A 10,734-nucleotide genomic window follows, 5' to 3' on the forward strand; every position below is an offset into this window, starting at 1 on the left:
CCCGGGATGTGGAGGCGCCGCCCGTGGCAGGGGCTCTTTGACCCGCCTACCGGGCCGGGGAAAGAAGGCGTTCGACGGCGGCGATATCGCCGGGCGTTGTCCGGCAGCAGCCGCCGATGATGCGGGCACCAAAGGCCTGCCAGATTTTGGTTCCTTCAGAAAGGTCGGCCGGGTTCCCCTCCCCGGCGGCGCTCCCGGACGGTGTGGCGGGGCTCCAGGTCTTGGTGCCGGCATCGTAGGTTTCACCGGAGTTCGGGTAGGCGACCAGGGGTTTGTCGGTTGCCCCGCGCAGCGCTGTGAGCGCGGGGGTGACCAGGTGGAGCGGCACGCAGTTCACGCCGACCGCCGCAACCTGCGGCTGCGCGTCAAAGAGTTCAGCCACGGCCGCCAGGGGCGTTCCGTCGCTGATGTGTGCGCCATCCCGCAGCGAGAAGGAGAACCAGGATTCGACGTCGTATTCCTGCGTGAGTGCCAGCAGCGCCTTGGCCTCGGCATACGAGGGGAGCGTTTCACAGGCGAGGAAGTCCGCACCGGCCTCCACGAGTGCCGCGATCCGGGGGCGGTGGAAGTCCCGGAACTCCGCCGGCGTCAGGACGTAGTCGCCGCGATACTCGGAGCCGTCCGCCAGGTATGCGCCGTAGGGGCCAACAGAGCCGGCCACCAGCAAGGGCCCGGCATTAGGGTTGGCCGACAGGTGTTCGCGACGGGCCTCGTTGGCCAGCCGTACGGACAACGCCACGAGCTCCAGTGACTCCTGCTCTCCCATCCCCCGCTGGGCAAACCCTTGGGGCGTGGCCTGGTAGCTGGCGGTGGTGGCAATCCTGGCGCCGGCCGCGAAGTAGTCGCGGTGGACGTCCTGGATCAGGTGGGGCTGTTCGAGCAGGACCTTCGCTGACCACAGGGGATCGTCCAAATTGCAGCCGCGAGACTCAAGTTCGGTCGCCAAGGCGCCATCGGCGGGAACGTGCTCCCCGGAGTGCAGCAAGGACGACAGCGGCGCGGTTGAAGGCATAGTAGTCATAATACGCATTTTCATATGCTTGTAATGATTATTTCTTTCTGTCACGATGTCAGGCAACCGTCAGCCCGGCGGGAGGAAAGAGGACAGGTTCTTGGACGTTCAACTGCATCCGGTACGCAAGCTGCGCGTGCACTGGCCCATCAGCGGCACTACCTTTGCGCAGCTTGCCAAGGGGAAAGCGAGTGCCTTCCGCGATGATCCGGGCATCGCCCATCTGCTCCAGGCCCTGACGCAGTTCCGGGAGCTGGGCGATTTCGGCAACTACAAGCACGTGTTTGAGTCGGGCCTTGGCTTCGAGGGCTTCACCACAGCGGAGGGCGCCAACCCCACCCTGGGGCGCGTCGGCGAGCAGACTTTGTCGCCCACCTTCGTTTTCACCACGTACTTCGACGCATCCCTGGAGGACGCGGCCGTCGAGCGCTTTATGCGGCAGATCGTTGACATCCACCCGTGGGAGGTACCCGTGATTGAACTGACCGGACCTATCAGCGTCTCCAGCACGGCACTGGCACCGGCCACCGAAGGAAGTGCAGCATCATGACGGATTCCACCCTCACCACCTCGCTGTGGGAAGGCCTGCAGTCGGTCCTCTCGGGGAGGCGGTTCGTGGACCTGACGCACGCTTTCCACCCGGGCCAGCCCCACTTCGCCGCGTTCCCCGATGAGGAGCGGGAAGCCCTCTTCGACATGGAGCGGGGCGACGGGTTCACCGCCCACCGCTATTCGATCGTGGGCCAGTGGGGAACCCACGTGGACCCGCCTTCGCATTTCATCCGCGGCGGCAGGACGCTCGACGAGATCCCGGTGGAGGAGATGATCCTTCCGCTGGTGGTCCTTGACATTACCTCCAGGGTGGCGGGCAACCATGATGCCACCCCTACATTGGAGGACGTGCGGGACTGGGAAAGCCGGAACGGGGCCATCCCGGAGGGCAGCTTCGTGGCGTTGCGCACCGGCTGGAGCCACCGCTGGCCGGACGCCCAGGCCATGGCGAACCGGGATAAGGACGGGTTGAGCCACACGCCCGGCTGGTCCCTTGAGGTGCTGTCCTTCCTGATCAACGAGCGGTCCGTCGCGGCGGTAGGCCACGAGCAGACCGACACGGACCCGGGCGTCGCCACCTCCCGCCAGGACTTCAGCCTGGAAACTTACGTCCTGGAGCAGGACCGCTGGCAGATTGAGCTGCTGGCCAACCTGGACGGGCTGCCGGAAGCGGGCGCGGCGGTCGTCGCCAGCTGGCCCAAGCCCCAGGGCGGCAGCGGCTTTCCGGCGCGGGTGTTTGCCATCTGCTGAACCCGGCTGGCGGGCCGTCCTGTTTCCGCTCCGCCGAAGCCGAATCACCGCGCCTAGCGCCGCTGGTCCACGTCATCGCGCCGAAGTCGCCGGAACAGATCGAGGTCGCCGGAATGTTCCGGCGACCTGGCGGCATTCCGGCGATTCCGGTGATCCAGCGGATGGCTGGACCCGGAAAGTCGCTCCACTAGACTCAACTCCATGTCAAAAACCTCCAGCATGGGCCGCGGAATCATGGCCGTTCTGGCTGTTGGTTCACGCCATGCGGCCGGACATGCCGGCGGAACGGTGGCTGACATCGCCGCCGGCCTCGGCAAGGACCGCAGCCAGGTGTCGCGTTATCTGCGTGGCGCGGAGCAGGAGGGCTTTCTTACCCGCACCAACCAGCGCACCTACAGCCTGGACTGGTCCGTCCTCACCGACGCGCAGCTGCTCACCGAGCGCCGTTTACAGTCCGACGGCGGCACCGCCTTGGACACGCTGGCCCGGCAAACCGATGAGGCGTGTTTCCTCGGGGTGCTCCATGGCGACAGCACGGTGACCATCGGCGAGAGCGTTCCGGCCAGCAGCAATCTGGTGGGCTCCTGGCTGGGCAGGGCCTACCCCGCCTACTGCAGCGACGCCGGGCAGGCGGTCCTGTGGGAGGCGTCGGAGGTAGAGGTGCGCACCGTCTTCGCGGATGTCGCCTTCGTGCAGCACGGCCCGAACACGCCCGCCGACGTAGACGACTTCCTGGCTCGGCGCGAGGCAGCCCGCGAGCGGGGTTACTCGATCGTGGATGAGGAGGCCGAACCGGGCCTCTACTCGCTGGCTGTCCCCATCCGGGACTTCAAAAGCGATGTGGTGGCGGCGCTCCAGATCGTGGGCATCAAGGACCGGCTGGAGCCGCGCCGGGAAGAATGCGTGGCCGCACTGGTGGCTCAAGGTGAGTGGCTTGAACGCAGGCTCGGGTACCAGCCGCAGGATTAGTTGGCGTTCTGAAAAGTCCCAAGCCGTTCCGCAGCGCGATGAAGCACTGCCGGGGCAGCTTCGCCGGGCCCGACGTCGGCCCGGCTACCCAGCACGCTGAGTGAGGCCAGGATGGCTCCGCCGGCGTCCCGGACGGGCACGGCGAGTTCCACTACCTCGTGCTCGAATTCTTCGTTCGCGGCAATGAATCCCGCGGCACGGTCCCGGACCATCAGGTCCCAGACTTCGCTGGTGGAGTGGGCGGCACCCGGGCCGCCGATGCCGATGTAGTTCACGTCGGCCAGCAGGGACTCGAGGGCTGGACGGTTAAAGTCCCACAGCAGCGCCCGCCCGGCACCCGTGCACCAGGCCGGGGTCACCATGCCCGGCTTCACGAAGCTTCCGGGAACGGCGTCGTTGCTGGAACTGCGCACCAAGATAACGCGGTATCCGTCGCGGACGGAGAGCCGTGCGCGGAGACCCAGGGCGGCCACCAGCGCCTCAAGTTCGGTCTTGGCTTCTCGGACCCAGCCGGTGTTGAGCGAGGCAGCGAGATTGAAGAAGCGCTGGCCGGTCCGGAACGGTCCGCGGTCCACGCGCTCCAGCAGCCCGAGATCGCATAGTTCCTGGGTCAGCCGGGAGACGCGGCTTTGTTCCATGTCCAGCTCGGCGGCCAACTGCGAAACGCCGAGCAGCTGACGGCCCCGCTTCTCCCGGTCCGCCACCAGCCGCACAATCCGGAGCCCCTGCGCCATCGACGACGCCTCAGCGGACGAATCCACGCTTATCTGCCCCTCCCGGCCGGTAACCTCCGCCCATTCTTCCACGCCTCCACTCCTCGAACGGCGAGGCGGAAAAGGCGTGGAAAGTACGACGGCGACCGTCCGGTAAGGTGTGCAACGCACCTACCCGATAGCCGCCGTCGTCCGCTTCCGCTACTTCACGGGCAGTTAGTTGGCGGGCAGCGCCTTGCGGCCGTGCCGGAAGTGGAACCAGATGTAGCAGGCGGCCACAAAGGGGATGCCGAAGTAGAGCGCGGCGGCTTGGGTGGGGTCCAGGGCGATGCCGATCAGGGAGACGATGCAGAGCGAGAACGCCAGGATGGGCACCAGCGGGAACAGCGGGGCTTTGTAGGCCAGGGCGGAGACGTCGCCGCCATTGCGGACGAAGGCGCGGCGGTGGAAGAAGTGCGATGCGGTGATGGACATCCACACGCCCACCACGGCGAAGCCGGCCACGGAGACCAGGACCAGGTAGACCGTTTCCGGGGCAACCACGCTGCTGATCAGGGAGGCGAGGCCGCCCACCATGCTCACCGAGAGCGCGATCAGAGGGATGCCGCGGCGGGTCAGCTTTTTGAACGCCCGCGGCGCATGGCCTTCATCGGCGAGCGAGTAGAGCATGCGGGCGCAGGAGAAGAGGCCGCTGTTGCCGGCGGAGAGGAGGGCGGTGATGATGACGAAGTTCATGATGTCGGCGGCGAACGGGAGGCCGATGGCGGAGAAGACCGTCACGAACGGGCTCTCGTCCAGGCCCACCTCGCTGTACGGGATGGTGGCGGCGATGACCGCGATGGCGCCGACGAAGAAAATGAGCAGCCGGATCACGGTGGTGCGCATGGCCTTGGGGATGCTGGTGGCCGGGTCCTTGGTTTCGCCGGCTGCCACGCCGATGAGTTCGGAGCCGGAGAAGGCGTAGAAGACGGCGAGCACGGTGACCAGGACGCCGGTGAAGCCGTTGGGGAACAGGCCGGCCTCGGTGGCGAAGTTCTCGAACAGGAACGGGTGGCTTTCGCCGCCGCTGAGCGGGCGGAAGCCGAACAGCGCCGCGCCGCCCAGGACGATGAGCCCGATGATCGCGGCGACCTTCACGATGGCGAACCAGAACTCCGACTCGCCGAAGAACTTGGAGGACACGGCGTTGAAGCCGAACAGCACCGCGGCGAAGACCAGACACCAGACCCAGACCTCCACGTCCGGGAACCAGCGCTGCATGAGCAGGCCGGAGGCAGTGAATTCGGAACCAATGGCGACTGCCCAGCACAGCCAGTACAGCCAGGCGGTGGCGAAGCCGGTGGCGGGGCCGATGGAGCGGGCCGCGTAGATGTGGAACGCGCCGGACACCGGGTAGGCGATGGCGAGTTCACCCAGGCAGGCCATCACTAGGTACACCACGAAGGCGCCCACCAGGTAGGCGATCACGGCGCCGAGCGGGCCGGCCTGGGAGATGGTGTAGCCGGAGCTGAGGAACAACCCGGAGCCAATGACACCGCCCATGGCGATCATCACCAGGTGGCGCGGCCCCATGGACCGGCGGAGCCCTGATTCTGCCTGTTGTTGCGTTGCCGGTTGTGATCCGGCGGACTGCTCATCCAGCGTGAGCGGTGCTGAGGGTTCCACGGGCTTCTCCAAGGTGGGGGTCGGTGCGATGGGGCGCGCGCAGTCCTTTGGTTCCGCCCCCGGGAAACGAAGAAGTGCACGTCGACAGTGCTGAAAGTAGCACGCCTGCCGAATTTTCGGTCACTAAAGACATAAAGGCATGCTTATGTTGCACGCTATGACGTTCGGTGACCCACCCATGCTGAAGTACGACGGCGCCACCTGCCCATCGCGTGGAGGCGGGCGACGCCGTCGTGCGTCCCTCGCGACAGGTCAGCCGCGCACGCGCTCGACCGCGGCGGCGCTGGCTTCCTGCCCGCTGGCCCGAAGTCCCTGGACTACCCCTGCGGCGTCCGCGGCGGAGCGGTTCTGGCTGAGCTTTTCCTTGGCCTCGATCCGTGTGATCAGCAGCTCGACGCCCACAATGGCGCGCAGTTGCCCGGCGATGAACCGCTCGGGGGCGTCGTCAACGGCCCAGGGCTGCTCCCGGCCGCCCTCGTGCAGCCCCGTCAGGCGGCGGACGTGCCGTCCCAGCCAGTCGGCGTCGTCATGGATGATCAATTCGCCGTAGACGTGCGCGGTTGAGTAGTTCCAGGTGGGCACCACGCGTCCGTGCTGGGCTTTGGAGGGGTACCAGGACGGCGAGATGTAGGCGTCCGGGCCCTCGATGATGGCGAGCGCTTCACCGTGGGGCAGGGCGGAAAACTGTGGGTTGTTCCGTGCGGCGTGGGCGTGCAGTGCCCCACGCTCCCCCACTGTGGGCTCGTAGACGAAGGGGAGCAGGGTGGCCAGCAGGCCCTGGTCCGTCATGGTGACCAGGTTGGCGGCGCCGGGGCTTGTGAGGAGATGGCGGACGGCGTCGGCGTCTGCTGCGAAGTGGGCGGGAATGTACATAGTGTGGTCCTTTCGGGTTACGAGATGGGGGCGGGCCGGCTGAGCCGGACACGGACCGCGGCGCCGGCGCACGCGATCACGGCCAGGCCGCCGATGATGGTGCTCCAGGTCAGCGCCTCGCCTAGCAGGAGCGCGGCCCAGCAGATGCTGAGGACGGGCTGGAGGAGCTGGATCTGGCTGACCTGCGCGATGGGTCCGATGGCGAGTCCGCGGTACCAGGCGAAGAAGCCGAGGAACATGCTGACCACGGCGAGGTAGGCGAAGGCGGCCCATTCGGCCGGAGTGGCTGACGGCGGCTGGGCTGCAACCGAGATAACGGCGAGGACCAGCATCAGCGGCAGGGCGAGGACGAGCGCCCAGGCAATGGTCTGCCACGACCCGACTTCCCTCGCCAGCAGGCCGCCCTCGGCGTACCCGACGGCGGCGCAAATGACAGCACCCAGCAGCAACAGATCGGCCCAGTGCAGATGCCCAAACCCGCCGGACTGCAGGAAAGCGAAGCTGATGGCGGCCAGTGAACCAAACACCATGACTGCCCAGAAGGCTGCGGGCGGACGCTCACGGGTGCGGAGCACAGCGGCCGTCGCCGTCGCGGCGGGCAGGAGGGCGATGACCACGGCGCCATGCCCGGCGGGAACAGCGGTGAGGGCATACGAAGTGAGTAGCGGAAAGCCGACGACGACGCCGCCGGCCACGAGTGACAGCCTCGCCCAGGTGCGGGCGGACGGGAGTCGCGGCCTGGCCAGCAGGAGGGCTGCGGCGGCGAGGGTCGCTGCGATGAAGGCCCGGCCGGAGCCGATGAACAGCGGAGACAGGCCGGCTACCGCCACACGGGTGAAGGGTACCGTGAATGAAAAGGCCACCACGCCCAGGAGCCCCCACCAGATCCCGGTCGGGGTGCTTGGCAGTATCACTGGTCGTTCGGCAACAGTAGCGCTACTATGTTCTCTCATGAACAACGATAGCAGTTCCCGCATCGTTCTGGCACTAAGGAAGTGGATTTCTGCAGCTGCCCCTGGGGCGAAGCTGCCGTCCACGCGGTCATTGGTGGCCGAGTACCAGGCGAGCCCCGTGACGGTGCAGAAGGCGCTGCAGACGTTGACGGCTCAGGGACTGGTCGAGAGCCGGCCCGGAGTTGGGACGTTCGTGCGGGCGGTCCGGACTGCGCGGCCGGCCGATTACGGCTGGCAGACTGCGGCACTGGGCGCACCGCCGTCGGCCCTTCCCTCCCAGTCCGGCACCATGCGGGACGTTCCCAACAGCGTCATGCCGTTCCATTCCGGCTACCCGGACCGGGAACTGTTGCCGGAGCGCCTTGTCCGGGCGGCCCTGACCCGTGCGGCCCGGGGTGATGCTGCCCTGTCGCGGCCGCCTGCGGCCGGCATGCCGGAGCTTCAGCAGTGGTTTGCGCAGGAGTTGGGGTCCGCCACGCCGGCCGGGGTCTCTCCCCCGACGCCGAGCGATGTGATCGTGCTGCCGGGAAGCCAGAGTGGGCTCAGCTCGATTTTCCGGGCTCTGGTGGGTACGGGCCAGCCGCTGCTGATGGAGTCGCCCACATACTGGGGTGCGATTCTGGCGGCAGCGCAGACGGGAGTCCGGGTCGTTCCGGTGCCCAGCGGCCCTGATGGTCCTGATCCTGTGGCTTTGGACCGCGCTTTTGAGGAAACCGGCGCCCGGGCTTTTTACGCGCAGCCCAACTATGCCAATCCCACGGGAGCCCAGTGGGCGCGCGGGCGGGGCGAGGAGGTCCTGGAGGTGGTCCGCCGGCACGGGGCGTTCCTGGTGGAGGACGACTGGGCGCATGATTTTGGGATCACCTCCAACCCGGTGCCGGTGGCCACACGGGACGACTCCGGGCATGTCATCTACGTCCGTTCCCTGACGAAGAGCGTCTCCACGGCCATCCGCGTCGCGGCGGTGATAGCGCGCGGTCCCGCCCGCGAGCGCATCCTTGCCCACCGGGCGGCGGAGTCGATGTATGTGAGCGGGCTGCTGCAGGCCGCCGCGCTGGACGTGGTGACGCAGCCCGGGTGGCAGACGCATCTGCGAAGCCTGCGGCAGCAGCTGCAGTCGCGGCGGGATCTGTTGGTCACCAGTGTGCGGGAGCATGTCCCGCAGGCGCATATTGAGCTGTTGCCGAAGGGCGGGCTGAACCTGTGGCTGCGGATGCCGGACGGGACGGACCTGCCGCGGCTGACGCGGGACTGTGAGGACGCCGGCGTGATGATTGCCGCGGGCACCGAATGGTTCCCGGCCGAGCCCGCCGGCCCGTTCGTCCGGCTCAACTACTCCGGCCCCAACCCCGGCGCATACCCCGAAGGTGCACGGATTATCGGGGAGGCATTAGCTCGCAACGGCAGCCGCTAGCCTTTTTGGGAGTTTGCAAAAGTTTGACTCTTCCTCCACAGAGAGACCGGTGCTACGCTCGCCATGCAGTCGCAGCGTTGCGGCAATACGTGGGGCACCAATGGATACGAGTCACGATAAATACCGGCAGCTCCATTCCTGGGAGGCAGGATCATCACCTAAGCCGATCACCCAGCGGAGATGGCCAAGAAGCGCCGTGTTTGCGGCCGTGACCGCCGCCGCCGTCCTGCTGACCTCATGCAGCAACCCTCCAAACACGAGCAGGGCTGTCCGAGAAGAAACCACTACCAACGCGGCAACTGCGACGCCCACTCCCACACCTATAGCTGGGACTGCTTGCGCTTCGCCTCAGAGTCAAGAAGAACTAGCCGGGCTCACATTTGTTTGCACCGCCGACGCAGCGGGAGCGTTGATCTGGCTTGAAGCCTCCGAGTCAGAGCGCTTTACGGCCAAGCTTGCGAAGGCCGCTGCAGCAAAGGCAGCAGCGGAGACGGCGGCCGCCGAAAAGGCAGCCGCCGATAAGGCCGCGGCGGAGAAAGCAGCTGCAGATGCCGCCGCTGCCGAAGCAGCCAGGGCAGAGGAAGAGAGGGCTGCAGCAGAAAAGGCTGCCGCTGAGAAAGCAGCTGCAGATGCCGCCGCTACTGAAGCAGCCAGGGCAGCAGAAGCCAAGGCTGCCCAAGAAGCCGCTGTGAAGGCAGCACCGCCAGCGCCCCAATACATTGCTCCCGCGGCTCCACCCGCTCCTTCAGGGTGTGATCCGAACTACTCAGGCTGCGTTCCTATCGCTTCCGATGTGGACTGCGCCGGCGGAAGCGGCAACGGACCCGCCTACGTTCAGGGACCCGTGCGCGTTATCGGCGAGGATAAATATGAGCTGGACGGCAAGGACAACGACGGTATTGGCTGCGAGTGACAGTTGCATTCAAGCAGCTGGCGTGACCAGCTCTTCGCTCTTCTCCCACAGGCCCCGCGCCAGCTCGGCGTCGTATGCCTGCGGGTTGGCCTTGGCCAGGGCCCGCTTCGCGTAATAGGCGCCCGAGATCCAGTCGGTGCCGGGGGTGCCGTTGATCAGCCAGAGCATGGTGTCGGCGCCCTGGTCCGGCGTGAGCATAAAGCGGTTCAGCAGCGTCTTGTAGGCGTGCCGGAACGGGCTGGTGGACTCCGCCGCGAAGTTGGTGCGGACCACGCCCGGGTGGAAGGCCGCCGTCGTAATTCCCTGCTCGCTGAAGCGGCGGTGCAGCTCGGACGTGAAGAGGATGTTGGCCAGCTTGCCCGTGCCGTAGGCGCGGTTGGTGGAGTAGCTGTGCTCGGAGTTGAGGTCGAACAGGTCCAGCTTGCCGATGCCGTTGGCGCCGCTGGCGGTGTTGATGACCTTGGCGTTGCTGGCGGTGAGGGTGTCCATCAGCAGCGTGGTGAGCAGGAACGGCGCCAGGTGGTTGATCTGGAACGTGGACTCGTTGCCGTCCACCGTGAGTTGGCGCTTGCCCATGATGCCGCCGGCGTTGTTGGCGAGGACATCGATGCGCGGATAGTCGGACGTCAGCTGCGCGGCGAGGGTGCGGACCTGGTCCAGTTCGGCGAAGTCGGCCACGAAGTAGTCCGCGTTGATGTCCTTGGCAACGGCGCGGGTCTTCTCCTCGGAACGGCCGACGACGACCACCTGCTCCCCTGCCTCGCTCAGCGTCCGCGCGGCTGCTGCGCCGATGCCGTCGCTGGCGCCGGTGATCACGATGGTGCGTTGGGTCAAGGGGTGTCCTTTGGTCGGTTCATTCCCGAAGCGGGGTGACTCTCGCACAACGACGCCGGGCCGGCCGGCGTTCCCCGCCCCCACAT

General features: G+C 66.9%; 11 protein-coding genes. 5 read left to right on the forward strand and 6 right to left on the reverse strand.

Translation table 11 applies throughout. The annotated features are described in order from the left end of the window. Positions 1 to 46: 46 nt before the first annotated feature. Positions 47 to 1,012, reverse strand: coding sequence for a homocysteine S-methyltransferase (mmuM, locus tag P2Q66_RS06920; RefSeq protein WP_275726650.1), 966 nt, complete (start codon positions 1,010 to 1,012; stop codon positions 47 to 49). A 55-nt stretch (positions 1,013 to 1,067) separates the two neighbouring features. Between mmuM and P2Q66_RS06925 the strand changes: the two genes are divergently transcribed. The 3 genes from P2Q66_RS06925 to P2Q66_RS06935 all read left to right on the forward strand — a co-directional run bounded on the left by P2Q66_RS06925 (position 1,068) and on the right by P2Q66_RS06935 (position 3,283). After that, positions 1,068 to 1,562, forward strand: a complete 495-nt coding sequence (locus P2Q66_RS06925) for a hypothetical protein (protein ID WP_275726628.1) — start codon at positions 1,068 to 1,070, stop codon at positions 1,560 to 1,562. Then, positions 1,559 to 2,314: a cyclase family protein gene (locus tag P2Q66_RS06930; protein WP_275726631.1), complete on the forward strand. Its 756-nt coding sequence runs from the start codon at positions 1,559 to 1,561 to the stop codon at positions 2,312 to 2,314. The genes P2Q66_RS06925 and P2Q66_RS06930 overlap by 4 nt, the downstream gene beginning before the upstream one ends. A gap of 201 nt (positions 2,315 to 2,515) precedes the next feature. Then, entirely contained in the window at positions 2,516 to 3,283 is a 768-nt protein-coding gene (locus tag P2Q66_RS06935) for an IclR family transcriptional regulator (RefSeq protein WP_275726634.1), read from the forward strand. On the opposite strand, the gene P2Q66_RS06940 is transcribed toward P2Q66_RS06935, so the two are convergent. The 4 genes from P2Q66_RS06940 to P2Q66_RS06955 all read right to left on the reverse strand — a co-directional run bounded on the left by P2Q66_RS06940 (position 3,280) and on the right by P2Q66_RS06955 (position 7,487). After that, the gene (locus tag P2Q66_RS06940; RefSeq protein WP_275726654.1) at positions 3,280 to 4,044 is read right to left on the reverse strand and encodes an IclR family transcriptional regulator C-terminal domain-containing protein; all 765 of its coding nucleotides are present in this window, start codon (positions 4,042 to 4,044) and stop codon (positions 3,280 to 3,282) included. The two genes, P2Q66_RS06935 and P2Q66_RS06940, sit on opposite strands and share 4 nt — an antisense overlap. Before the next feature lie 168 nt (positions 4,045 to 4,212). Then, positions 4,213 to 5,661 carry an amino acid permease gene (locus P2Q66_RS06945; protein WP_275726636.1) on the reverse strand — a complete coding sequence of 483 codons (1,449 nt, stop codon included), beginning with the start codon at positions 5,659 to 5,661 and terminating at the stop codon, positions 4,213 to 4,215. A 252-nt stretch (positions 5,662 to 5,913) separates the two neighbouring features. Next, positions 5,914 to 6,534, reverse strand: coding sequence for an FMN-binding negative transcriptional regulator (locus P2Q66_RS06950; RefSeq protein ID WP_275726639.1), 621 nt, complete (start codon positions 6,532 to 6,534; stop codon positions 5,914 to 5,916). A gap of 17 nt (positions 6,535 to 6,551) precedes the next feature. Next, entirely contained in the window at positions 6,552 to 7,487 is a 936-nt protein-coding gene (locus P2Q66_RS06955; RefSeq protein WP_275726640.1) for a DMT family transporter, read from the reverse strand. On the opposite strand from P2Q66_RS06955, the gene P2Q66_RS06960 reads away from it, so the two are divergent. Together P2Q66_RS06960 and P2Q66_RS21900 are read left to right on the forward strand one after the other, a co-directional pair. Further along, positions 7,486 to 8,901, forward strand: a complete 1,416-nt coding sequence (locus P2Q66_RS06960; protein WP_275726642.1) for a PLP-dependent aminotransferase family protein — start codon at positions 7,486 to 7,488, stop codon at positions 8,899 to 8,901. The two genes, P2Q66_RS06955 and P2Q66_RS06960, sit on opposite strands and share 2 nt — an antisense overlap. Before the next feature lie 409 nt (positions 8,902 to 9,310). Beyond that, positions 9,311 to 9,814 carry a hypothetical protein gene (locus P2Q66_RS21900; protein WP_345795622.1) on the forward strand — a complete coding sequence of 168 codons (504 nt, stop codon included), beginning with the start codon at positions 9,311 to 9,313 and terminating at the stop codon, positions 9,812 to 9,814. Positions 9,815 to 9,823: 9 nt separating this feature from the next. On the opposite strand, the gene P2Q66_RS06970 is transcribed toward P2Q66_RS21900, so the two are convergent. Further along, the gene (locus tag P2Q66_RS06970) at positions 9,824 to 10,648 is read right to left on the reverse strand and encodes an SDR family NAD(P)-dependent oxidoreductase (RefSeq protein ID WP_275726648.1); all 825 of its coding nucleotides are present in this window, start codon (positions 10,646 to 10,648) and stop codon (positions 9,824 to 9,826) included. Between the last annotated feature and the right edge of the window lie 86 nt (positions 10,649 to 10,734).

This window comes from Arthrobacter sp. Cr_A7 (assembly GCF_029222765.1).
GTDB lineage: Bacteria > Actinomycetota > Actinomycetes > Actinomycetales > Micrococcaceae > Arthrobacter.

What these genes read in the sequence shown, in the direction of transcription:
- P2Q66_RS06935 (WP_275726634.1), top strand. Translation starts at nt 2,516, where the DNA reads ATGTCAAAAACCTCCAGCATGGGCCGCGGAATCATGGCCGTTCTGGCT.
- P2Q66_RS06950 (WP_275726639.1), bottom strand. Translation starts at nt 6,534, where the DNA reads ATGTACATTCCCGCCCACTTCGCAGCAGACGCCGACGCCGTCCGCCAT.
- P2Q66_RS06960 (WP_275726642.1), top strand. Translation starts at nt 7,486, where the DNA reads ATGAACAACGATAGCAGTTCCCGCATCGTTCTGGCACTAAGGAAGTGG.
- P2Q66_RS06930 (WP_275726631.1), top strand. Translation starts at nt 1,559, where the DNA reads ATGACGGATTCCACCCTCACCACCTCGCTGTGGGAAGGCCTGCAGTCG.
- P2Q66_RS06955 (WP_275726640.1), bottom strand. Translation starts at nt 7,487, where the DNA reads ATGAGAGAACATAGTAGCGCTACTGTTGCCGAACGACCAGTGATACTG.
- P2Q66_RS06925 (WP_275726628.1), top strand. Translation starts at nt 1,068, where the DNA reads ATGTCAGGCAACCGTCAGCCCGGCGGGAGGAAAGAGGACAGGTTCTTG.
- mmuM (WP_275726650.1), bottom strand. Translation starts at nt 1,012, where the DNA reads ATGCCTTCAACCGCGCCGCTGTCGTCCTTGCTGCACTCCGGGGAGCAC.